Here is a 22,603-nt window from a genome sequence, read left to right as displayed (position 1 = left end):
TTATATAAATGACCATGCAAGTATGTGACTAATCTTATTAGAGGTTTCCATCTTAATAATTCTTAGATCTGTAATACTTGTTTTAGTTAATATCTCTTTAAGAAGTATAAGGTTTTCTTTACTTGAGACCAATGTTGTAAACCATCGACAATTTCTTTGTAGTGAAGTGCTCTGTTCTATCATAAGTTTAATGAAACTTAGTTCCCCACCTTCACACCAAAGTTCATTTTCATATCCACCAAATGTTCTTAGGTTGTTGTGATTTATATTACCACCACTTTTCTTACTCAAATTATTCTTCTTCTTATTTGATTTCTCGTCAGCTTCTTCAAGCGAACTATAGAAGGGTGGATTACACATTGTCGCTTCAAAGAATTCATCACTTTTAATAATACTCTTGAATATATCATCTTTAGATTTCTGAAACCTAAGACCTATGAACTTTTTCAAATGTCCATTTTCTCGAATAACTTTCTTACATGAATTTATCGCGTTGGAGCTGATATCGGTTGCAACAAACTTCCATCCATAAATTGCATGACCTAGGATAGGGTAGATGCAGCCTGCACCTGTACCTATATCTAGAACTTTAATTACTTTCTTAGAGGAGTTATCAGTACTCTTGTTCTCTTCTATAAGATCATTGAGATAATGAATATAATTTGCTCTACCTGGTATGGCAGGACATAGATGACCATCCGGCAATTCCCAACTTGTTAGTCCATAGTACTTGAGTAAAAGTGCCTTATTTAGCTCTATAAGGGCCTTAGGATTATCGAAATCAATAGTAGAGTTAGAGTTGTTGCCAATCTTTATGTACTTTTCTAATCCGCTAGAGACCTTTGCCAGTTCCGCTAGATTGTACTTTGTGTTGTGTATATTATTTGGATGTAATTTCTTAAGGTTTTGCATAACGTTAATTAGCACCTATTATGGCAATAGTCTCTATCTTTAAGGAGAATATAAAATATTTATTTACTCCTGAGCATTTACTCCTTACACTTAGTTGATGAAGGTTTTTTCTTTAGTTATATTCATTCTCTTGAGTTCTTCGAGTTTTGTGCAGGCAAAACTATTTGATAAGGTTCTTAAAGTCTGCGCCGAAGATGCTGGGTGGCCTCCATTTAGTATTCCTTCACGCTCTAACACTAAGATGTTTTCAGGCTATAACTTGGATGTCCTGACTCATATTTTCTCTAAGCATGACATAGGCTTTGAAATTGTTATAAGGCCTTGGAAGAGGTGTCTTCACGATGGGATTAGTAAAGATATTACCATTGTTCTTGATGCGGCCAAGAACGAACAAAGGCAAAGAGACTATGTGATGACTAATCCAATCTACTCTTTGACTCCTGTGTATTTCTACCTCGACAAATTAGAGGCCAACTTCTCTAAGATTGAAACAAGTAAAGAGTTAAAAAAACTAGATCTTATATGTGGTCAAAAGGGTTATACGTTCAATAATTTCGGTCTTGATAATGATGATGTAACCATGATCTCTAAAGGAATTCATGAAATTTTAGATTTAGTTGTAAAGAAGCGTTGTAGTGTTGGTCTTGCCAGAAAAGAAGTCCTCTTGACTCAGCTTGTCGACTTTAAGGATTCCGAGCAAATTGCAATCAAGAAGCTTGCTGGTATTGAGACTGAAAAATTCTATTGGTTAATTAATAAGAACTTCAAGTACGCCGACAAACTTAAGAGTATTATCGACTCGGAAGTTAAAATTTTGGAACATAGCGGTAAGTCACAACAGTTTTTAAATAAATACTTTTCTAAGTAGTCCTAGAGTCCCTATATAAGTGGTCATTATCACTGTTCTAAGTTGTCAATTTGTCTCCTTCATGATTTATATGATTTTGAATCACAAAGAGGCTTTCGTTGAAAAATCTATACTTATTTATATCTCTACTTGTTAGTTTTAATTCAGTAGCAAGTGTCGTTCAAATTCTTCATACTAATGATCTTCACTCATATTATGACAATACAATAATTGACCCTAGTCGTGGTAGTTATGCTGCTCTTAAGGCCAAGATGGATGAGTTAGAAGTAGAGGCCACAACACAAGGAATACCCACTCTAAGATTCGACGCAGGAGACTTTCTTGAAGGTAATCTCTACTATATGGCCGACAAAGGTAAGCGTAGTTTTAAAATAATGGAAGAGATGGGTTTTGATGCTGTTGCCATTGGTAACCATGATTGGCTCATGGGTGGAAAAGAGCTTAATAAGTTACTTAAAGAACAACCTCCAATTTTTGAATATCTTGGTGCAAACTTTAAACCTAAGGGGCTTCTTCACTCTGCTATTCGAAAGAATGTTAAGCCGTACACGACCTTCTATATCGATGACATAAAACTTGGTGTAATGGGTCTAACTACTAATGAACTATTTTATAAGTGGAGATTTTCAGGCGGTGATATCGATAAACCATCCAAAGTAGGTCATGAAGTCTCCAAGAAAATGAAAGAAAGCTTAGGACATGATTATGTCATTGCTCTAACCCATGTTGGTGTCAATGGCGATAAGAAGATCATTAAAAATGCCGCCAATATTGATTTACTCATTGGAGGTCATTCTCATACGGCCATTATGAAGCCTGTGATGCAAAAAGATCTCAATGGTGTTGAAAGGCCTATCGTTCAAACTGGGGCCCATGCTAGGTTTCTTGGTAAACTTATATTACGACTTGAAAAAGGCAGACCATTACAAATCTTAGATTACGATCTTATCCCTATTTATTCTGCTGATCAGCATGACGAAAAAATTGATCAGTTCGTGCAAGATAGCCGTCAAACATTGAATGATCTCTATAGCGAAGAGTTCTTACAAGAAGTAGTAGGAGAGTCTCAGCTTAAGTTGCGCAATAGTGTAAATGTCTTAACTCCTTGGACTAAATTAATTACTGATGCGATTAAAGATAGTGTTGGAGCAGATATAAGTTTTCATTCTCCTGGCTTTGGAGGAGCGAGTCTACCAGACGGTCCAATTACTAGAGAGATGATATTTAATACTTATCCTCGAGTCTTTGATCTTAACGATAAGTATGGATGGTATGTTTATAAGGTAGATGTACATGGTGTTGTTTTAAAGTCATTGATAAGATTCTTCCTTAAGGGACAGTTTCCAGTAACTTTCTCTGGAGTGAATTTCGACCTAATTGATGATGAAAATGAAATTATTGATATAAATACTTCAATTGTTGATAGAGATATATCTGATGACCCTGATCACCCTCTTGGAATTCTAGGAAAATTCCTAGGTATTGAGAAAGACTTTGATGTGGTAAATATTAGAGTTAATGGAGAAAAAATCAGACCTTATAGAAAGTATCGAGTTGCTATGCCTGAAGGAATTGTCGTTGGTGGGCTAGGGATTTCCGGTTCAGTAAGACAATTGTTAAGAAATATTTCTAAGTCTGATGTAACTGTTTGGGATGCTATTTCAAATAAGGTAAAAGAAGTCGGTGTGATCACTAGAGAATATGGTAAGAGTAGGGATTCTTTTAGAACATCTATTCTACAGCCTAGGCCTAAACCAGTTAGAGTTGAAATTCCTTACAGAATTGATCAGTTCTAATCAAGTTCAGGAAAGTTTGCCTCGGGGTAGGCTTTCTTGGCCTCATCAATTAACTCGATAATAGTGTCCTTCTTAACATTACCCTTTACAAGTTTCTCAATCATAATATTGTAAATCTCAATTGTATTTACTCCGCTTTTTAAAAGTGCTCTTCCTTTTTCCAAGGTCTGTGGGGTTAGGGACTCTTTAGCAAAGATTTCAAATTTTAAGACCTCTAGTTGTGTCTCGTCTGTATTATCGTTGGTATAGTCAGAGATGATCTTTTGAGCACTTTCTTTGTCTCCAATCTGATGAAGACTATGGACAAGATTCTTTAAAATTTCAATTTTTCCATTTGAGAGTTTTGCTGATTTTACAATGGCCTTCTTTCCTTCATCAATCCTATTAGTTTTAACCATAAAGCGACCACAAATAGCTAGTCCTGCCGAAATAAATTGCCTGATTTTGGAAGATTGAGTTTTTACTTTTGAAAATACTTTCGAGTAATTCCATATATCCTCATACTTCTCATTTTGAATACTGAGCTTGGTTAGATCAGGTATCTGTTCAGGATTTAGAGTATAGTTCTCTAGTAGAAGGGATGAGATATCATATTGATCTTTAAATCGACTCTGTTTCTTATATAATTTTGCAAGCTCTTTTAGAGTTTTATAATGCTTATAATTAAGCTCTAAATTCTCGGATAGAATCTTCTCTCCTTCTGCCTCGTTTGAGCTTTCTATATAGAGTTTAGCAATATAGTAGTTTGATAAAACAGGAGTTTTATTCATATCGCTAGCAACTTTTAGTTGTTCTATAGCACTATTTATATCACCTTCTACTGCCTTGGCCTTGGCCTCTTCAACCATTCTTATATAAGGGTTTGGGCTATATTTCTTCGCAAGACTTCCACCAATGAGTTTATTAATTGCTGTTCCTGTAAAAGGTAGTGTTAGGACACCATCTGCTTCAGTATCGAGAACGATGCATGAGATTGATGGAGAGTTATCATTACTGATCAAGAAAAATCCACAGTTTAATCTGTTGGGAATTGTTTTGACATGAAAGTCTAGTAGATCTATTCCTTTATCATTGTCGATAATATCTCTAATAAATATAATTTCAGGTTTTTGAAGATCGATTAATTCTTTGGCCTCAATATATGTTTCTGGAATAAAGAATTTATCCTTATTTACACCAAAGTTTATAAGAGTTTTCTTAATGGTTGTTCTGTTCATGGCGACAGGCTCTAGAATTAGTGCTGTTTTAGAACTAAACCAGTCTACTATATGTTTATTCTTCTTATTTGATTTATCAAAACTCATCTTGTTCCTCTTGATAGATCAATTGCATAACTCTTTCTTGGGCCTTGTCATATTTTTCACAGACTTTCTTCCAAAGAAATTTATCGTACTGAGTTAGCTCTATACTAGCATATTGATATTCATCATCTGCTTCTAGTGCTGATACTTTTCCTATGAATTCAATTGCGCTCTTGTAGTTCTTACTACTGATTTTTGAGAGATCTTCTTTTGAAATAGGATTTTCATATATATATAGTGTGACGTTATGGTTTTCTCCAAGTGAGCGTAGAGGGAGCGTAATATTAATAAATTCCTCGTCAATTGAGTCTATATTTATTTTTTCTAATTCATGAATTGATGTACCACTTGTATCATTTTTTAATAGAAGACTATGCTTTGTAAGTTCAAAGTCTTCGAGCTTAATTAATTTACTAAGAAGTTTTATCATTTTAATCCTTTTTATAATTATCGGTTAAAATGATAAGAAATATGTGTAACTGAGTATAATTGAAGAAAAATTAAGGTATGCCACGATTATGTGACATACCTTAAGAACTTATAAAGATTCGTGAGCTGCTAATATTTTCTTTGTTACTTCACTTGGTTTCATAGCAGTTAAAACACCTGGCTCTACAATATTCTTAGGTAGAGTAGGAAATGCTGTAATGACCTCGTTTAAAGTAAGATTCTTATTTGCATCGACTTCATCCACTTTTCTCACAGGTGTAAAGTGAGGTGTTGTCGTTAGTACTGAAGGATGTTCATTAACAATATGATTGATTTCTCTTAGAACTTCTACAAAGTCATCTAGCTCTTTCTTTGTAAATGATTCTGTAGGCTCTATCATAAGTCCATAGACTTCAGGGAAAGCAACTGTTGGAGCATGTAGACCAAAATCCAAAAATAACTTTCCAATTTTTGCAACGGCCTGGGCCTTTGGAGTTCCAGCTGATGCTATCTTTGCAAATTCATCGTTTGAGAAAGTAAGAATAAATTCGTGCATTCTAGGTGCACTTGTACTGGCCTGTGGAAGAGATGGGAATAGCTTATTTAGTTTACTGTAGAGGTACTTCGAGCTAAGAACTGCAACAGCGGACATTTTTCTTACACCTTCACCACCTAGTGCTCTAATATATGTGTAGCAACGGATTTTATGTGCAAAGTTTCCATGATGTCTATGAAAGCTACCGATTGTTTTTTCAGTTCTATAGTTATGATACTTTCCATCTACTAATTTTACTTGTCCGCCAGGAATATAGTCTAAAAGTTTTTCACTTACTCCTACGATTGCATCTCCTGGACCACCACCTCCGTGAGGAATAGTCCATGTTTTGTGTAGATTGTTGTGGACGGCATCGACTCCCATTTTATTAAGATCAACCCAACCCGCAATTGCATTCATATTTGCACCATCCATATAGACTAGTCCGTCTACGGAATGAATAAGATCTGACATTTCTTTGAATCTTGTTTCAAATATTCCCGCTGTATTTGGATTAGTGACCATGATTCCAGCGATACGTGTATTGTATTTTTCAACCATCTCTTTTAGTTGATCAAAATCCATCTCACCACTTTCTTTGGCCTCAATTGTTACGATTCCGTATTGAATTCCTTCTTTTTTTAGAGTCTCAAAACCTGCCATAGTTGCAGTTGCTGGATTCGTTCCGTGAGCACTTCTTGGGATAAGAATGATATTCTTCGTATCTCCATTTCCATTATCTCTGTGATAGGCCTGAAACATTTTAAGTCCAACAAGTTCACCTTGTGCGCCTGCAACTGGCTGAGTCACTACGCCTGGAAGTCCTGTAATCTCCTTAAACATTTCCTGTGTTTGATAGAGAATTTCAAGATTTGCCTGGCAGTCTTCATCAGGGGCCTGAGGGTGTGTGTCTGTAAATCCTTTTAACGATGCTGCGTAATCATTTATGTATGGGTTGTACTTCATAGTACATGAACCGAGAGGGTAGATATTGTCATCAGGAGAGACGTTCATCTCACCTAGAGTATCGTAGAATTTTTTAATATCATCTTCATCAAAATCAGGAAGACCTACTTTTTGAGAACGTAATAGTGTCTGAGGAATTTCAGGAATATCAACTTCAATATCACTAGAAGTTAAAACAGAGCTTAAGAATGTAAAGAGCTCTTCAAGGTCTTTGTCTCCATGAATATCGGAGAAGCTCATTTTTAGGATATTGTTGTTGCTGTGACGTCCATTAAGAGAAACGCCAAGGTGAATTCCTTTATCAGATGCTTGCTTTATAAGTTGCTCAAGATCCCCACTGTATTGTAGCGCAATTTCATTAAAAAATGGCGTAGATTCAAAGGCCGCAGTGAACTGTTCATATTTACATATTTCTACATAGGCCTGAAGTGCTAGGTCACGACCTGACATTGCTGCCTCAGTCATTCCTTTTTCACCACGTCCAAGTATTCCCGCACCAGCGGCTGTAGAGAGGAATGACTGGTTAGAACAAATATTACTTGTGGCCTTCTCTCTTCTGATATGTTGCTCACGAGTTGAAAGCACCATTGCTAAGGCAGTATTTCCAGATTGATCTTTTCCTTTTCCAATATATCTACCAGCACTAGAGCGAATAGCTAGTTTATTAGATTCATTATATCTAATACCAAAGATTCCAAGTCCTGGCCCACCATAGTTAGGACCTATGGCCAAGTGTTGTCCTTCACCAACTATCATGTCAGCACCTTGTTGTTTACTTCCGTAGAGACTTGGTTGAATCAAACAGTCAGATGCGAGTAGCATAGGATCAATTATAGCGATGGATTGTATACCTGCTTCGCTACAGAGATCAGTAAGAGCATGCACATCTTCTAGTAGGCCGAATTGGTTAACTTGGCAGAATGCGAAGCCTGCAAGACCCTCTTTATTCTCTTCTATTATCTTCTTTGCTGTTTCTATATTCGTGATGCCAGTTTCTTGGTCTAGTGGAATTGTTACTAGCTCAAGAGCTGTTTCTCTAGCTAATGTTTTTAGAACTTCCATATCTCCCGGGTAAATACCTTCAGAGATAATGACTTTAGAGGATTTCTTTACTATTCTCTGGGCCGTATTACATGCTTCGAATAAACAAGTCGATCTATCGTAGAATGAAGCATTAATCGCTTCAAAACCTGTTAGCATACTTAGAGTGCTAGAGTACATCCAAAGAGTCCACAATGTTCCTTGCGACCTTTCTGGCTGGTAAGGTGTATAGGCAGTAGTTAGTCCTCGTATGTCACATACATATGGGACAACGCTTGGAACCTTGTACTGCTGTAGACCATCACCGATAAAACTAGTTTTAAGATTATTTTTATTTGAAAGTTTTTCTACATGATCAATAAGGTCATCATATTCTAATGCTGGAGCAATTTTAGGTGCTTCATCCATAAGAACTTCACTTGGTATATGGGAATAGAGTTCTTTAAAGTCTTTAACTCCAATTTCTTCCATCATTTCTTGTAGCTCAGCATCAGTTGCACTTATGTAGTATTTTGTTAATTCCCTTTCAAGCTTTGTAGGGTCATATGGTAGGTTTGTTCTCTTGTTCATGAACGATATCCTTTTCTTTTGTGTGTATTTTTTCGAATCTATTAATACCATGTTATTATTGGCTTTATCTATAGAAAATCGCTGATATAATGCAAGAATGGAAGACTTATTTATATATTCAGAGACACAAATTGAACCAGAGGAATTATCTCCTCTTAGAACATACTTTGACATAGAGCAAAGTAGCCAAAATTGTGTCGAAGGGCTTCTTTATCGAGATAATGAACTCTATTATCGCTCTAAAGAAAGAGGTGATATTCAATTTAATCTAAATGAATTATGGGCCTCTCATCAAAATAAAAAATATTCAATTAATCGTGAGCCTCTTGCAAAATCTCTTGGGATTAAAGGACAAGGGATGACTCATGTATGGGATCTAACTTGTGGATCTGCTAAAGATTCGATCTTGATTTTGAAGTTTGGAGCTCGAGTCACCGCCTTTGAGAGAAATCCAAGTGTGGCGGCTCTATTACTAAGTGCAAGAGAGAAATTTAATAGCAATTCATTTCAAATAAATTTCGGAAGCGCACTAGATTATGCAGAGCTATTGAAGAATGATCCTCCAGATGTTCTCTATTACGATCCAATGTATCCGGAAGAGGGTAAGAAAAAAAGCGCACTTCCTAGAAAAGAGATGCAGGTCTTTCGAGAATTGGTAGGTAACGACCTTGATGAAGAGGAAGTGTTTAAGTGGGCAAAAGGCAGTGGAGTTAAAAGACTTGTTGTGAAAAGGGGAGTTAAGTCCCCAACTTTAACTGCGCGCCCTTCTTCTAAATATATCGGAAAGAGCGCTCGTTATGATCTCTATATATTTTAAGCGGCCATGGCCTGCTTATAGTGTTTCTTTGTGGCCTTAGAAATAATCTTAATAATTTTTGTCATATGAAGTTGTTCCCAAATAGTCTCATACTCAAACATTAGACCTACACCCTTGGCCTCTTCAAAGGAGTGAAGACTTACAATCTTCGCTCTAAGGGATATATGCTCATCAAGAAAGGATAAATTAACAGTTATTCTGTCACCTTGTTTGAAGTTCTTGTGGTCTACTTGCATAAATGCACCTGACAATGAAATATTGAGAATCTCGGCATCTTGCAGTGAGTTGTTATTAGAAGAGCTAAATGAGCAAGGAATTCGTAGAGTGTATCTTTCTCTGTGTTCCCACCATCGCATATCCTTATCAAAGAATGGTTTTCTTATTTCTGGTAATAAGAAATAGAGGATCATGCCAATATTACAGCTCAATATTGCAAGACTAGGCCATTGAGGAGTGTTACTAACATATGGCCAAGTAAATGATTCATAATTTAGATGAGTGAATACAGAATAAACTTGAACGCCAACAAATACCGGGTAACTCCATTTCTTAACACCAAATAATGCCAAACCACCAATTGGAAATAGAAACCAGAACTCAAATATTTGCCTAATACCATTCATTTGGAAAATATTATTGAGTATTAATGAAAACGAGAAACCTGTGTTTGCTTTAAAGTACAAAACTTTAAATATCGGCTCAGCAATATGTAGTAATCCAAGGATTATAAATAACAGAGGCCTATTTTTCATATCTCTACCTTTTCTATTGTTTTGTTGATTATAGCAGGTTGTGGAATAAGCAAAAATTTAAGAAAAATTCAAATTTGTTCAACCAAAAAATAGCTATTTAGACCCTTACTGCCATGGCCATAAGGCACCTTTTTCTTGTAGAATACCTAAAAAATACACAAGAGAGTTATCAATGTTAGTGGTCGTTTCACCAGCTAAGAAGTTAGATTTTGAATCAGAAATCCCAAGTTTTAAAACCAGTGAGCCTAAGTTTTTAGACAAGTCCTCTGTTCTTATAAAAAGCTTGAGAAAAACGCCTGCTGATGAAATATCTAAGCTAATGAAACTCTCTGATGCTCTTACAAAGTTAAATGTTGATAGGTATAAATCTTTTAGTACTCCATTTAATGACGAAAATGCACGGGCCGCAATCTACGCTTTTATGGGTGATACTTATGTAGGGCTTGATGCGAGAAGTTTAAAGAAATCTGATGTAAAATACGCTCAAAAACACTTGCGAATTCTTTCAGGTCTCTATGGCCTACTTGGTCCTTTGGACTTGATTCAGCCCTATCGACTTGAGATGGGAACTCGTTTTGCTTGTGCTGGATCAAAGAACCTTTATGAGTTTTGGAAAAGTGATCTAACTAAGGAGCTTAATAAGGACTTGAAAGGTAGCGAATATCTAGTTAACTGTGCTTCAAATGAGTACTCGAGTGCAATTGATTTTTCAAAGTTGGAGGCGAATGTGATCACGCCTGTTTTTAAAGAAAAGAAGAATGACGCTTATAAGGTTGTAGGACTATTCGCAAAAAGGGCCAGAGGAATGATGGCCAGATATATTGTTGAAAATAAGATTACTAAACTTAATGAGCTTAAGAAATTCTCTCAAGATGGTTACACTTTTAGAAGTGATCTTTCTAAGGAAAATGAATTAGTTTTTACTAGAGGATAGCCTATTGCCAGGGATGGGTCCCATATCCCATGTAAGGTGCTACGAAATGGGCCGTAATAGTTAAGAGTATTATAATAAGTGTACTTGGAATAATGAAAGTGAGATTCTCGCTAAACCCTAGCTTTTCTAATAGTTTTGTTAGATAGAGCTGAATAAAAATTGAAATAATGATTAGAAGTACAAATATGATAAATCCAAATACCAGTGTATAGACCATACCTTTGTCAGAATTAGTTTCTTTTACAATATTGCTAGTAACTCTTTTTTTAGAATCAATCGGGGTGACTATTTTATCAATTTTCTGACTTTCGATATCTGCAAGCAATTCACCTTTGTTTTGTTTAATATCTTTTGTGGGAAGGTAGAATCTCGAAAAGGCAGGCCTAACACCTTCTTCAAAGGCCTCTATCTTTAATAGAATTTTAACTTTACTCGATAGTAGAGTTGAACCATCATCAAGTTTCTTATTCCACAATAACTCGAAATCTGTTCTATCAATTTCGGTAGTCGCTTCGAGAAAAAGGGTTTTCTTATTCTTGTCCCATGGATCAGTTTTGATACCTTTTAAGTCAATACTCAGAGTCACTAATTTTTGGATATCTTTAATTTTAAGGTAACCATCTAATTTAGTGCTTAGTCCCTCTTTATATATGGCCTTGTCTGATCTAAAAAGCATAAACGGAAATTTAGAAGAATCAAAGAATTCACTTTTTACAAGATGGTTGTCGCGCTTCTTGTTGGTCGTATCAATTGAGGATGTATCTATTTTAACATCTACATCACTTAATTTCTTAGTTGCTTCATCATACTTAAAACTTCCTTCATATTTAAGAAAGCTCCCATCAACCTCTGATACACCCATATATCCAATTGAAAAGCCAATCTTAGAGTGTTGCCAATTAATGTGCCAAACTGAAGCTTGTAAATTGAATGAGATGAGAAATAGAGATATTAGGTAGATTGATTTCATAGGCCCAGTATAGATTAAATCTCTAGACTGGGCCAATAGACTATTTACTTTTTTTAGTAACTTTTTTCTTAGCAGCAGGAGCTTTCTTTGTAACTTTCTTTTTTGCCGCAGGGGCTTTCTTTGTCACTTTCTTCTTTGCCGCTGGCGCTTTCTTTGTCACTTTCTTCTTTGCTGCTGGAGCCTTCTTTGTCACTTTTTTCTTTGCTGCTGGAGCCTTTTTAGTGACCTTCTTCTTCGCTGCAGGGGCTTTCTTAGTAACCTTTTTCTTGGCCTTAGCTCCTTTGGCTTCATTTACAGCATCTTCAACTGCTTCTTCAACTTGCTTAACAATTTTAGTAACTTTCTTTTTCGTCGATTTAACAACTTTGTCGACTTTCTTTTCAATTTTCTTTTCTAAATTCTTGGCCTTTTTAATCACTGGTGCTTTCTTGATATTGTCACCGGCCTGCTCTTTTAAAGTTTTGAGCTCATTAACTAATTGTCCGTAGAAGCCTAGAATGATTTTCTTTTGAATATTAATTTTGTCGTATCTAGACTTAAAGGTCTTTGTTAGCTCATTATGGCGCTCTTCGTTATAAGTCTTTATCTGTTCAAGAATTCCTTCGCACTTTGCTCTAAAGTCATTCTTAGTTGATTTAGTTTTCTTAGATAATTCATCTTTTTTCTTCTGTAAAAATGCTGGAATGCTCATAGGCCCTCTTTTTGTATTTATAACTAATACAATTATAATCTATTTTTTTTAAAGTTTCCTCATTTAAGTTCTAAATAAAACAAATATTAGGAAATTTATTAACTTGTTGATAATTATGCAATTTTTCATGACATATCAAGCTTATATGTTATAAGATTTCCCTCAAAAATGTTTAATTTCAGAGGAATAAATATGAAAAAATACCACGTTTATGGAATAGGGAATGCTCTTGTCGATATGGAGTTTGAAGTAACTGATTCTTTCTTAACAAAAATGAATGTTGAAAAAGGTCTTATGACTCTTGTTGATCAAAATAGACAATCTGAACTCTTAGAACATCTTACGGGAATTCAACATAAGAGAAATTGTGGAGGATCTGCTGCTAATACAATTATTGCTGTTTCTCAATTTGGTGGTAAGTCTTTTTACTCTTGTAAAGTTGCAAACGATGAAGTGGGAGAGTTTTATTATAAGGACATTATTGCTAACGGCGTAACAACGAATATGGGAGAAAATAGAGAAGATGGTATCACTGGGAAGTGCATGGTTCTTATTACTCCAGATGCTGAAAGAACGATGAACTCTTTTTTAGGTATCACAGAAACTTTTTCAGAAAATGAGTTAGTAGAATCTGAATTACTAGACTCAGAATACTTATATATGGAAGGCTATCTTGTAACATCTCCAACTGGTAAAGCAGCTGCAATTAAGGCAAGAGAAATAGCGCAAGCTAACGGAATTAAAACTGCATTAACATTTTCAGATCCTGGAGTTGTTAGTTTCTTCAAAGAAGGTTTTGTAGAGATGATTGGAGATAAGAAGCTGGATATTCTTTTTTGTAACGAAGAAGAAGCAATGAAGTTTACTGAGACAGAAGATGTTGACTCGGCCTGTGCTAAACTCAAAAGTGTTGCAAAGACATTTGCTATCACTTGTGGAGCAAAAGGTGCGATTGTCTATGATGGTGAAAGAGAAATTGAAGTCGTAACAAATAAAGTTTCTGCTGTTGATACAAATGGTGCTGGAGATCTCTTTGCAGGAGCTTTCTTGTATGGAATTACTCATGGACTAAGTTACGGGGAAGCTGGGCGTGTTGCTTGTAGTGCTTCAAGTAAATTAGTAACGCAGTTTGGAGCTAGGCTAGAACAATCACAAGTTGATGAATTAAAAGCACAAGAACTTAAGTAGTTCGGAGAAATAAGTAATGGAAAGATTATTAATAAAGAAAATCTTAAAAGAAGAAATTGTTGATCAGACAGTTCTTATAAAGGGGTGGATTCGCTCTATCCGTAAATCAAAGAAGTTTTCATTTGTTGTTTTAAATGATGGAACTTCGCAAGGCAGTCTACAGATTGTCGTTGACGCTGAACTTGAAAACTACGAAGAAGTTTCTACACTCTTAATTGGTTCATCAGTGGCAATTACAGGCCTACTCGTTCCTTCTGGTGGAAAGGGTCAAAAAGTAGAAATGCAGGCCAAGTCTGTCGAAATTATTGGTAAGACTGATGAGAGTTACCCGCTACAGAAAAAGGCGACCTCACTCGAGTTCTTAAGAGAGAATGCTCATTTAAGAATGAGAACAAATGCTTTTGGAGCTATTTTTAGAGTTAGGCATGAGTTGGCCATGGCCACTCACAAGTTCTTTTCTGACAAAGGATTCTATTATCTAAACTCACCAATTATATCTGCTGTTGATGGAGAGGGTGCTGGCGAGATGTTTAGAGTCTCAACTCTGGATTCAAAAAATCCCGCTCTAAATGACAAAGGTGAAGTAGATTTTACTCAAGATTACTTTGGTAAAGAAGTTTCTCTTTGTGTTACAGGACAATTAGAGGGTGAGTGCTTTGCTTCAGGTATGGGAGCCATTTATACATTTGGGCCAACTTTTAGAGCAGAGAACTCAAATACTCCAAGGCACTTATCTGAGTTTTGGATGATTGAGCCAGAAGTTGCTTTTGCAGATTTAGACGATATTGCAGATCTAGCAAGTGAGTATGTTCAGTATTTAATCGCTCATGCTCTTGAGCACTGTAAAGATGAACTAGATTTTCTTGTCACTCGTCATGGGGCTGATATTGATGCCACTCATCTTGATATGCTAGCTCATGTTAGAGATACAAAGTTTGTGAAAATTACTTATACTGAGGCGATTGAAATACTTAGCAATAGTAAACAAAAATTTGAATTCCCTACAGTATGGGGAAAAGAACTACAGACTGAACATGAGAGATTTCTTTCTGAGAAGCATTTTAAAGCACCTGTTATTGTGACTGATTATCCGGCCGACTGTAAGGCCTTCTATATGAAGCAAAATGAAGACGGTAAAACAGTTAGAGCAATGGATGTTCTTGTTCCAGGTGTAGGTGAAATTATCGGAGGCTCCCAAAGAGAGGAAGATTATGACAAGCTTATTGCAAAAATGGATGCTGATGGAATGGAAAAAGAGGGGTACTGGTGGTACACCGATCTAAGAAAGTATGGATCTGTTCCTCACGCAGGATTTGGTCTTGGTTTCGAAAGAGCTATAATGTATATCACTGGTATGTCTAATATTCGTGATGTTATTCCATTCCCAAGAAATCCAAAGTCATGTGACTTTTAAATAGATTCGGGTCAGTTGAATATAATATCTATTTTCGACTGACCATCGTTTGATTTGTTTAGCCGTATATTTGCAGCTATACGATCAGTCAGTTCCTTAATGTGTGAAATAATACCAATTTGCTTCCCTCTAGATCTAACGGCCATTAGAGCATTAAATGCATCTTCAATACTGTCCTTATCTAGACTTCCAAAACCTTCATCGATGAAGAAACAGTCAATATCAACTTGGCCTCGAGTCATTTCTGCTAGTGAAAGGGCCATTGCTAATGAGACAAGGAAAGTTTCTCCGCCAGATAGTGTAGAGACTTTTCTCTCTAGAGCACCATTCCAGCTGTCTATTATAAAGAACTCATGACCGTGAGTGCTCTCTTTTTGCGTTAATTTATAGCGTCCTTCACAAATAGAGTTTAGTTCTGAATTTGTCGCTAAAATAAGTTGTTTTTCTATAAAACCTAAAACAAAATTTCTGAACTCGTCCTTATTCTTTCCAAGTACATCTACTAGATTAGTAAATCTCATTTGATTTTCTAGCTTGGCCTTTAGTTCTAATTTGAAGTGTTCTTGCTCAGAAGATTTTTGTTCGTATAATTTAATCTTTTCTGTATAGACGGCCAGTTGTTGAGCTAATTCATTTAGCTTATTTTTAAGTTGTTCCTTTTCTTGTTGGATTAAAGTTTCATTTGCTCTTTTAATTGCTTCAATTGATTGAAAATCATCAAGATAAGTCTTGAGTTGTAGTGATTTGCTAATGAATATATTTGTCTCATGATTTAATGAGTCATAATTTGATGCTACTTTAAACACTTTTTGTAATTGTCCCATTAATGACATTAGTGAATTTTCAATGGCCTTAAATTGATCTGTTATAGATTCACGAACCGTTAATAGGCGAGTATAGTTTGTCTCTTTTTCTGCTGACAATTTTGTGATTTGTTTAAGCTCTTCGTTCATAGCTTCACGTTGTTTTTCTAGCTCAGATGTCAGCCTCGATAGATCTTCACCATTAGTTATTTGCTCAATTTGTATAACGAGTTCGTTAGACTCATTTTTCTGGACAACAAGTCCCGTGTTGCCATCTTTGATTGATAACTCTAGTTCAACAGCTTGTTTTTGAATTTGTGAGATGAGGTCTAAGTTGTGTTTTATTTGACGATCAAGCTCCAGATGTTCTTTGGCCTGAATAATCATTTGTTTTAATAGGGCCGATTCATTCTCGCAGAGGGCAAAGTTACATAACTGTTCGATACTTGCTTTCTTTTGTGAGATTTGTTCTCTATTTTCTTGTACAAGTTTTAAAAGTTTTTCATGCTGATCTTTTTTGGATTTAAAAGTTTCTCGCAAGTTTTTAATAAGTTGTTCTTTTAAATCAATTTCTTTACTAATTTCCTGAAATTTCTCAAGGCCTTTTTGAAGTACTTTTCTATTTTGAGCTAAATTTTCTAATTCGATATTAAGCTCTTCTTCTAAGTTAAGATTTTCCCTTAAGACAATAATCTTAGTATTATTTGCGTCAACTTCATTACTTTCGTTTAGTGATTGTATTTTTAGGCCTTGAACTTTAGAAGAGAGTTGTGTTCTTTTAGAATTTAATTTTTCAATATCTTCTTTTGTGATCTTATTTTTAGAGCGATTGATAATCTTCTCTTTTATATCTTGAAGGTTTTTCACTTCAATATCTTTTAGGCAGAGTTGGCACTGTTTTTGAGAAATAGATTGGTCAATTAATTCGGCAAGTAGAGAGTCATTCTTTTCAAGCTCATAGATATTAGTAGTATCTTCAATCTTTTGTTCTAACAGATTAAATTCATCGAGAAATTTTGAGAGATTCTCTCTTGTTTTCATTTTCTTTATTTCACTATTTCTTTGGTCGAGTTCTTTTATTTGATCTTTGTAGACGCTCAGTTGTGAAATAAGGTTATTCTTTTCTTTCATAATATCTTCAATATTATGAATTTTATCTCTTATAAGTTTGTAAGAGTTTTCATCATAGTTCTTTTCTATTAACTCAAAGGTTAGCTCATCTCTACTTGTTATTAAGTTCTGTAGGTTTAAGGCCTCACTCTTACCTTCAAGAGTAAGTTTTTCTAGATCGTTATCATAGGCTTCAAGATTTTTTCGATGAATATCGTTATTTGTATTAATTGAGATATAGTCACTATTGAGCTGAGTTAGTTCAGTGAGTTCACTGGTGCCAAGGTGTTTTAACTTATTGTTAAGACCTGTTTGTTCTCTTAATCTTTGTAGATCACTGTTTTGAGTATTTTGCAGGTCTATCTTTTCATTAAGTTGCTCAAGTTTATTCGTTTGTAGTTCAATTTGTGAACTTATCTTTTGAATACTCTCTTTTAAGTGCTCATTCTTGCTTGAGAGGAGCATGGCCTTTTTTAGAATTTCTTTTTGTTGTTCGTATTCTTCTTTGTATGACTCAAGTTTAGTCGTAAATAGACTCTGGTTTTTAAGAGCGTGATTTCTTTCGTCATTTGCTATAGTTAGCTTTTCTTTATTTTCTTGATCCTTTTTGCGAAATTCTAATCTCTTTAAACTGAGTTCAGTAAAATCTTTGAGGTGTTGTGAGATATTTGAGAAGTTGTCGTAGTGGGCCTCTATTTTTTTCTTTTGATTTGTTGTGTCGGGCAATTTGTCCTTTGCCTCATGGATTTCATCTTCTGAATAGGGTAATGATTGTTCTAATTTTACTTGCAGAATCTCTATTTCCTGTCTTAGACCTGTAACATTCTCTCTTAGTTTTTTATTAAGTTCAGAAATTTCATTTTCAGAGTATAGCCTTTCTAAAATTTTTCTTCTTTCTGAAAAATTGGAAGTTATAAATTTTGAGAATTGGCCTTGATTAAGTACAACTGATCTTATGAACTGCTCAAAAGTTAGACCAACGACCTCATCAGCGCTCTTATCTATGGCCACTCCATCTTGAGTTAGAACTCTTGAAGGGGATGGCTTCTTTATTGCGTCACCATTTTTCTTTAATACTTTCAAGCTCCAGCTTGCTCTGTAACTTTGGCCTTTTGTTTGAAAGTTTAAGTGTACACTAGCGCTACTTTTTCCAAGAGTGACGAAGTCTCGACTGTCTAGACTCTTCTTGTAATTCTTTCCATATAGAGCAAGACTAATTGATGAGAGAATACTACTTTTTCCTGATCCTGTAGGTCCTGTAATAGCAAAGAGCTCTCCCTCTTTGAGAATATCTTCAAAGTCGATGAAGTGCTTCCCACTAAGGGATGTGATATTTTCTATTTCAATTGACTGAAGTCTCATTCGTATTTTCTCTAACTTGAGTTAAAAGTTTGATAAAGTCTTCTCTAAGTTCAGTAGGAAGTTCTTTAGAGTTTGGAAACTTCTTTTGGTAGTACATTTTAAATAATTCTTCTGTAGTTAAACTCTTTTCAAGAAAGTGTTCTTGATCATGTTCGGTACTCTTTTGCACGATAGTTTGTACACTGAGTAAGTGAATTGAGTGTTCTGCCAAATCTGATCGAAGCTTATCAGCAAGTCCTGTTATTGGAACGTCTGTCTTGATTTTAAACTCTACATAAATAACTAATTCACTGTCACTATATGTTGAAATGAGCTGCTCTTTATATTGTTCTAGCTCTTCATTTGTACAGCTCACTCTTAAGAGTTTGTCGAATTGCTGTATATCGACCAGAGAGTAATTAAGTTGATTATCTTCAATAATGATTTCGCTGAAAGTCTTTGTCGTTGTTTCACTAAATCTAAAGGCCATAGGAGATCCACTATAATGAATTACAGGGGAGTCTTTGGATAGTGTTTGAGATTTGTGTATATGACCCAAGGCCACATAGTCAAAATCAGCTAAAAGTTTTGTTGGTATAGATTCAATTCCAGACAGCGTAAGTCCTAGTTCTGATCCTGCCTCTTCGTAGCTACCAAAGAGGTGATGGGCCATCAATATTGATTTAGCACCGTTTTTAACTTTTAGCTTTTCTAGAATATTTTCTAGGATAATTAGGGGACCTTGATCATAGTCAAGATTCCACTTCTTTGCCAGATTATATAGCTCATGAGTTCTAAAGTAAGGAAGCATCGATATATTTACTCGTTCTCCCTTTATTGTAAGTTCTGTTGTATATTTCTCTATTCTATCTTCAAGCAAATCCGTTAAATTTCCACTAATGAAAATATTATTATTTTCTAAAAACGGTGCAGGTGCCATGAGGAAATTTGCACTATCGTGATTACCACTAATAATAAATATCTTAATGTCACAGGAGTCTGTAATTGATTTTAAAAAATCGAAATAGAGCTTTAATGCATCGTTAGGAGGAGATGGCACATCAAAGATATCACCACTGATTAGTAGCAGATCAACCTTATTAGTAATTATATATTGAGTAAGCCAGTCGAGAAATTTTCTCTGTTCCTCTGAGCGACTGGAACGATATAGTTTCTTTCCTAAGTGCCAGTCGCTTGTATGGATTATTTTCATTGTTCTTTTTTAGGTCTGTTCTTATTTTGAGGGCGACGATTATTTCTCTTTTTCTGAGGTCTGTCACCGTCTTTTGCTTCGTTATTAACGTTGTTCTTGTGCTTTGCTTTTTGGTTCGTCCCAGTTGCGGCCATTGGCTTCTTGTTACGATTATTAGGACGCTTATTGTGCGGCTTCTTCTTTGGTGTCATTTCTTTTTCTATAGAATCAAGCTCTTTAGTGTCTTCATCATCAGAGGCCTCATCAAGTAGAACTTCATGGATTTCTTTGTCATGTCCTTCATTGTACTTCTTTAAGAATTCTTCTGATTTTTTCTGCTCTTCATCAGTAAGTCCAATTACTGTGCTTGTTTCATTGACAATGTGGCGTAGCTCTTTTGGAAAAGTCCATGTTTTTGGAGGTCTTCCGTTTTCCTTAGAAAATTGATTGACTGAGTATCTACGAATTTCGCCTTTGTCAGTGATCATGTCAAATTGTTCGACAAGTAGATGTAGTTTTTGAACTCTACCAATATCTCCGTTTGCAACTTTTTGATATGTACCTTCTTTAGGAAGAAGTGATCGTTTTTGTGAGTAAACATCATCTTCATAACGAATACAGCACTTTATTTGACCACAGATACCATTAATTTTACTAGGTATAAGAGCGAGGTTTTGGTTCTTTGCCATCTTTATTGAAACATTACCGTAGTTCTTTAGAAAACTTGAGCAGCAAGTTTGTAGTCCACAAACACCAACTGCTCCAATTGCAGCGGCCCTATCTCTTACCGAAATCTGTCTGAGTTCAATTCTCATCTTAAGCTCACCAACCAGATCTTTTACTAGGTCTCTAAAATCAACCCTTGCTGGGGCATTGAAATAGAATACAGCTTTCTTACCAAATTGGATAAATTCAACATGGGTAATATTCATTGATAATTTATGCTTCTCAATTAGCTTAATACAATAGCGTTCAGCTTCTTTTTCTTTTAGATAGTAACTTCTCTGTTCATCAACATCTTCTTGAGTAGCTTCTTTACTAATACTCTTTAATGGAAGCATGGATTTTTCAAAAGTTACATCATACGGTAGTGAATTAATATACCCTACAGTCATTCCTCTATCGCTCATGGCCATAACTTTTTGACCGTACATAAAGTTTCTCTTTCCGACTAGGAAAGGGAATGACTTCGAATTTCCAGGAAATCTTACTCTTACTAATTTAATTGTTTCACCATCAGTAAAACGATCATTAGAGGATGAGTTTTCTTGGTTATTATTTGAGTCTTCGCTTTGAAGCTGGTCAGTATTTTGTGGAGCTTGATCTTCAGTTGAGTTTTGCTCTATATCTGCATTTTCTTGCATTGTGTATTAATCCATTATTAATTTGTATAATCTAATATAATTATGAATTTTCAGTGATTTGTCTAGTGACAGGGCATCTTAAAATTATCTGATGTGACGCAGTATTCCCGTCATTTTCTCTGCTGAGTAGTTATTAAAGGTAGTTGCTTGTTCATACCATTTAATAGCATCAAGATATTTTTCAACTTCTTGGAAGTCTGTTTTTGAATAAATAATATACTGAGTCAAAGTATCGATGAGCCCTCTCTCAATTTCCTTGTTCTTCTTTAAGTATTCGATAATTTCTGCCAGACCTTGTTGATCTCTTTCGTAACGAGCAATTAGTGTAATAAACCCATCCTCAAAAGACATTTGCTCTAGATATTTCGAAAATGTATTTAGCTCAGTACTTGTGTCGACTCTGTTTTGCCCAACAATTCTAAGAGTTATCGCTCTAGATGTGATGGTAGGTAAGACTTCAAATCGATTAGGGTTAAGTAAGAAGATTGTAGTGTTAGGAGCTGGTTCTTCTAAGGTTTTTAATAATTTATTGCTCAAGACTTTCGTAATAGAATGGGCATCATCTATTACGATAAACCTTTGAGATAATTCCATATTTTTAAAATTCTGAAATCTAAAGAATTCGTCAAATGTATCTTCTTTTATACTGTAGTTCTGTGTCTCACTTTCCTTGGTGACATAAAGAAGGTCCCCATGTCCGGCCTCAATTGTTTCAAGGGCGAGCTCCTTTGAAGTACCTCTTTGGTGCGCAATGGTTTTAGCGATAAAACTATTACACCAACTTTTGAGAAACTCTCTTGGTTCAATCTCTGTTGAGGGTGCCTGAAGTATATAGAAATGAGCGAGCTTGCCTTGAGTCCACAAGGTAAATAGCTTTTGCTGAAGCTTATCTTCTATAAGACTACTGTTCATCTTTTTTGAAAATTAATTCGTTGATCTGTTCTTTAATAGACTCGAATACTTGATCTAAGCTTCTATTGCCATCAATAACAGAAATTCTATCGCTAAAGAGATCAATTGAAGTATTGTAGCCATCAATTAATTTTTCGTAGAATGCCTTTCCTCTAACTTCAAAGTAGTCTTTAGGGGCATTTCTCATGGTCTGTCTACCTAATGATGTGTCCGCAGAGATTTGTAGATAGAACGTCTTATGTGGCATTAGATTTAGCGGGAATACATTGTGAATTTGAAGTACTGTATCAACTCCTAGGCCTCTTGCCATACCTTGATAAGCAATTGAAGAGTCAATGTATCGATCATATATAACGACTGTGCCAGGTGTATTTAATTCTTTTAGGGTTACTTCTGTTAAAAGTTGCGCTCTTGATGATGCAAAGAGATAGGCTTCTGCTATTGGTTCAAGTTCTGTTGTTGAGCTTAGAATAGCTTGGCGAAGTTTTTCACCAAAAGGAGTACCGCCAGGTTCTCTTAGAATTAAAACACGAAAGTCTTGTTGCTCAAGATATTCTTTTAGTCTAATTATTTGTGTGGATTTTCCTGCTCCTTCAATCCCTTCAAAACTTAAAAAGAATGAGCCTGGAAATGCAGGTGGTCTAAATTGTTGTACTAATTCTCTATTTATTTCTTTCATGACCTTATTTTTATCATA

General features: G+C 35.3%; 18 protein-coding genes. 6 read left to right on the top strand and 12 right to left on the bottom strand.

Features of this window, described 5'->3' with window-relative positions; translation table 11 throughout:
• The gene (gene rlmF / locus DPQ89_RS07175) at positions 1 to 912 is read right to left on the bottom strand and encodes a 23S rRNA (adenine(1618)-N(6))-methyltransferase RlmF (protein WP_127716243.1); all 912 of its coding nucleotides are present in this window, start codon (positions 910 to 912) and stop codon (positions 1 to 3) included.
• Positions 913 to 1,009: 97 nt separating this feature from the next.
• Between rlmF and DPQ89_RS07170 the strand changes: the two genes are divergently transcribed.
• The gene (locus tag DPQ89_RS07170; protein ID WP_127716242.1) at positions 1,010 to 1,780 is read left to right on the top strand and encodes an ABC transporter substrate-binding protein; all 771 of its coding nucleotides are present in this window, start codon (positions 1,010 to 1,012) and stop codon (positions 1,778 to 1,780) included.
• Positions 1,781 to 1,878: 98 nt separating this feature from the next.
• A complete protein-coding gene (locus DPQ89_RS07165) occupies positions 1,879 to 3,576 on the top strand; it encodes a bifunctional UDP-sugar hydrolase/5'-nucleotidase (RefSeq protein ID WP_127716241.1) in 1,698 nt (565 codons plus the stop codon).
• On the opposite strand, the gene DPQ89_RS07160 is transcribed toward DPQ89_RS07165, so the two are convergent.
• The 3 genes from DPQ89_RS07160 to gcvPB all read right to left on the bottom strand — a co-directional run bounded on the left by DPQ89_RS07160 (position 3,573) and on the right by gcvPB (position 8,418).
• Positions 3,573 to 4,880, bottom strand: a complete 1,308-nt coding sequence (locus DPQ89_RS07160; protein WP_127716240.1) for a hypothetical protein — start codon at positions 4,878 to 4,880, stop codon at positions 3,573 to 3,575. The genes DPQ89_RS07165 and DPQ89_RS07160 overlap by 4 nt on opposite strands.
• Positions 4,870 to 5,307: a hypothetical protein gene (locus DPQ89_RS07155; RefSeq protein WP_127716239.1), complete on the bottom strand. Its 438-nt coding sequence runs from the start codon at positions 5,305 to 5,307 to the stop codon at positions 4,870 to 4,872. Before DPQ89_RS07155 ends, DPQ89_RS07160 begins: the two co-directional genes overlap by 11 nt.
• A 108-nt stretch (positions 5,308 to 5,415) precedes the next feature.
• Positions 5,416 to 8,418: an aminomethyl-transferring glycine dehydrogenase subunit GcvPB gene (gcvPB, locus tag DPQ89_RS07150; protein ID WP_127716238.1), complete on the bottom strand. Its 3,003-nt coding sequence runs from the start codon at positions 8,416 to 8,418 to the stop codon at positions 5,416 to 5,418.
• A gap of 97 nt (positions 8,419 to 8,515) precedes the next feature.
• Here gcvPB and DPQ89_RS07145 point away from each other — a divergent pair, with 97 nt between their 5' ends.
• Positions 8,516 to 9,235, top strand: coding sequence for a class I SAM-dependent methyltransferase (locus tag DPQ89_RS07145; RefSeq protein ID WP_127716237.1), 720 nt, complete (start codon positions 8,516 to 8,518; stop codon positions 9,233 to 9,235).
• Here DPQ89_RS07145 and DPQ89_RS07140 read toward each other — a convergent pair.
• Positions 9,232 to 9,987, bottom strand: coding sequence for a PilZ domain-containing protein (locus DPQ89_RS07140; protein ID WP_127716236.1), 756 nt, complete (start codon positions 9,985 to 9,987; stop codon positions 9,232 to 9,234). The genes DPQ89_RS07145 and DPQ89_RS07140 overlap by 4 nt on opposite strands.
• 172 nt (positions 9,988 to 10,159) lie before the next feature.
• Between DPQ89_RS07140 and yaaA the strand changes: the two genes are divergently transcribed.
• Positions 10,160 to 10,921, top strand: coding sequence for a peroxide stress protein YaaA (yaaA, locus tag DPQ89_RS07135; protein ID WP_127716235.1), 762 nt, complete (start codon positions 10,160 to 10,162; stop codon positions 10,919 to 10,921).
• Between the two features lies 1 nt (position 10,922).
• Here yaaA and DPQ89_RS07130 read toward each other — a convergent pair whose 3' ends face one another.
• Positions 10,923 to 11,891 carry a YceI family protein gene (locus DPQ89_RS07130; RefSeq protein WP_127716234.1) on the bottom strand — a complete coding sequence of 323 codons (969 nt, stop codon included), beginning with the start codon at positions 11,889 to 11,891 and terminating at the stop codon, positions 10,923 to 10,925.
• A gap of 40 nt (positions 11,892 to 11,931) precedes the next feature.
• On the bottom strand, positions 11,932 to 12,582 hold the full coding sequence (locus tag DPQ89_RS18605; protein ID WP_206611142.1) for a hypothetical protein: 651 nt from the start codon (positions 12,580 to 12,582) through the stop codon (positions 11,932 to 11,934).
• A gap of 192 nt (positions 12,583 to 12,774) precedes the next feature.
• On the opposite strand from DPQ89_RS18605, the gene DPQ89_RS07120 reads away from it, so the two are divergent.
• Together DPQ89_RS07120 and asnS are read left to right on the top strand one after the other, a co-directional pair.
• A complete protein-coding gene (locus DPQ89_RS07120) occupies positions 12,775 to 13,770 on the top strand; it encodes an adenosine kinase (protein WP_127716233.1) in 996 nt (331 codons plus the stop codon).
• A gap of 16 nt (positions 13,771 to 13,786) precedes the next feature.
• Positions 13,787 to 15,184: an asparagine--tRNA ligase gene (gene asnS, locus DPQ89_RS07115; protein WP_127716232.1), complete on the top strand. Its 1,398-nt coding sequence runs from the start codon at positions 13,787 to 13,789 to the stop codon at positions 15,182 to 15,184.
• A gap of 11 nt (positions 15,185 to 15,195) precedes the next feature.
• Here asnS and DPQ89_RS07110 read toward each other — a convergent pair whose 3' ends face one another.
• From DPQ89_RS07110 to tmk, 5 genes are all read right to left on the bottom strand, one after another.
• Positions 15,196 to 18,459: an AAA family ATPase gene (locus DPQ89_RS07110; RefSeq protein WP_127716231.1), complete on the bottom strand. Its 3,264-nt coding sequence runs from the start codon at positions 18,457 to 18,459 to the stop codon at positions 15,196 to 15,198.
• Positions 18,440 to 19,651 carry an exonuclease SbcCD subunit D gene (locus DPQ89_RS07105; protein ID WP_127716230.1) on the bottom strand — a complete coding sequence of 404 codons (1,212 nt, stop codon included), beginning with the start codon at positions 19,649 to 19,651 and terminating at the stop codon, positions 18,440 to 18,442. The genes DPQ89_RS07110 and DPQ89_RS07105 overlap by 20 nt, the downstream gene beginning before the upstream one ends.
• Complete coding sequence (locus DPQ89_RS07100) at positions 19,648 to 20,994, bottom strand: regulatory iron-sulfur-containing complex subunit RicT (protein WP_127716229.1); 1,347 nt, start codon at positions 20,992 to 20,994, stop codon at positions 19,648 to 19,650. Before DPQ89_RS07100 ends, DPQ89_RS07105 begins: the two co-directional genes overlap by 4 nt.
• Before the next feature lie 84 nt (positions 20,995 to 21,078).
• A complete protein-coding gene (locus DPQ89_RS07095) occupies positions 21,079 to 21,906 on the bottom strand; it encodes a hypothetical protein (protein WP_127716228.1) in 828 nt (275 codons plus the stop codon).
• Entirely contained in the window at positions 21,896 to 22,585 is a 690-nt protein-coding gene (tmk, locus tag DPQ89_RS07090) for a dTMP kinase (RefSeq protein ID WP_127716227.1), read from the bottom strand. The genes DPQ89_RS07095 and tmk overlap by 11 nt, the downstream gene beginning before the upstream one ends.
• Between the last annotated feature and the right edge of the window lie 18 nt (positions 22,586 to 22,603).

Origin of the sequence: Halobacteriovorax sp. HLS, assembly GCF_004006665.1 — a bacterium.
In the GTDB taxonomy this organism is placed as follows: Bacteria; Bdellovibrionota; Bacteriovoracia; order Bacteriovoracales; family Bacteriovoracaceae; genus Halobacteriovorax.
Note: the sequence above shows the minus strand (reverse complement) of the source record. Positions and strands in the feature narration are given on the sequence as shown.

What these genes read in the sequence shown, in the direction of transcription:
- DPQ89_RS07105 (WP_127716230.1), bottom strand. Translation starts at nt 19,651, where the DNA reads ATGAAAATAATCCATACAAGCGACTGGCACTTAGGAAAGAAACTATAT.
- DPQ89_RS07145 (WP_127716237.1), top strand. Translation starts at nt 8,516, where the DNA reads ATGGAAGACTTATTTATATATTCAGAGACACAAATTGAACCAGAGGAA.
- DPQ89_RS07155 (WP_127716239.1), bottom strand. Translation starts at nt 5,307, where the DNA reads ATGATAAAACTTCTTAGTAAATTAATTAAGCTCGAAGACTTTGAACTT.
- DPQ89_RS07110 (WP_127716231.1), bottom strand. Translation starts at nt 18,459, where the DNA reads ATGAGACTTCAGTCAATTGAAATAGAAAATATCACATCCCTTAGTGGG.
- DPQ89_RS18605 (WP_206611142.1), bottom strand. Translation starts at nt 12,582, where the DNA reads ATGAGCATTCCAGCATTTTTACAGAAGAAAAAAGATGAATTATCTAAG.
- DPQ89_RS07095 (WP_127716228.1), bottom strand. Translation starts at nt 21,906, where the DNA reads ATGAACAGTAGTCTTATAGAAGATAAGCTTCAGCAAAAGCTATTTACC.
- DPQ89_RS07160 (WP_127716240.1), bottom strand. Translation starts at nt 4,880, where the DNA reads ATGAGTTTTGATAAATCAAATAAGAAGAATAAACATATAGTAGACTGG.
- yaaA (WP_127716235.1), top strand. Translation starts at nt 10,160, where the DNA reads ATGTTAGTGGTCGTTTCACCAGCTAAGAAGTTAGATTTTGAATCAGAA.
- DPQ89_RS07100 (WP_127716229.1), bottom strand. Translation starts at nt 20,994, where the DNA reads ATGCAAGAAAATGCAGATATAGAGCAAAACTCAACTGAAGATCAAGCT.
- DPQ89_RS07120 (WP_127716233.1), top strand. Translation starts at nt 12,775, where the DNA reads ATGAAAAAATACCACGTTTATGGAATAGGGAATGCTCTTGTCGATATG.
- rlmF (WP_127716243.1), bottom strand. Translation starts at nt 912, where the DNA reads ATGCAAAACCTTAAGAAATTACATCCAAATAATATACACAACACAAAG.
- asnS (WP_127716232.1), top strand. Translation starts at nt 13,787, where the DNA reads ATGGAAAGATTATTAATAAAGAAAATCTTAAAAGAAGAAATTGTTGAT.
- gcvPB (WP_127716238.1), bottom strand. Translation starts at nt 8,418, where the DNA reads ATGAACAAGAGAACAAACCTACCATATGACCCTACAAAGCTTGAAAGG.
- DPQ89_RS07170 (WP_127716242.1), top strand. Translation starts at nt 1,010, where the DNA reads ATGAAGGTTTTTTCTTTAGTTATATTCATTCTCTTGAGTTCTTCGAGT.
- DPQ89_RS07140 (WP_127716236.1), bottom strand. Translation starts at nt 9,987, where the DNA reads ATGAAAAATAGGCCTCTGTTATTTATAATCCTTGGATTACTACATATT.
- tmk (WP_127716227.1), bottom strand. Translation starts at nt 22,585, where the DNA reads ATGAAAGAAATAAATAGAGAATTAGTACAACAATTTAGACCACCTGCA.
- DPQ89_RS07130 (WP_127716234.1), bottom strand. Translation starts at nt 11,891, where the DNA reads ATGAAATCAATCTACCTAATATCTCTATTTCTCATCTCATTCAATTTA.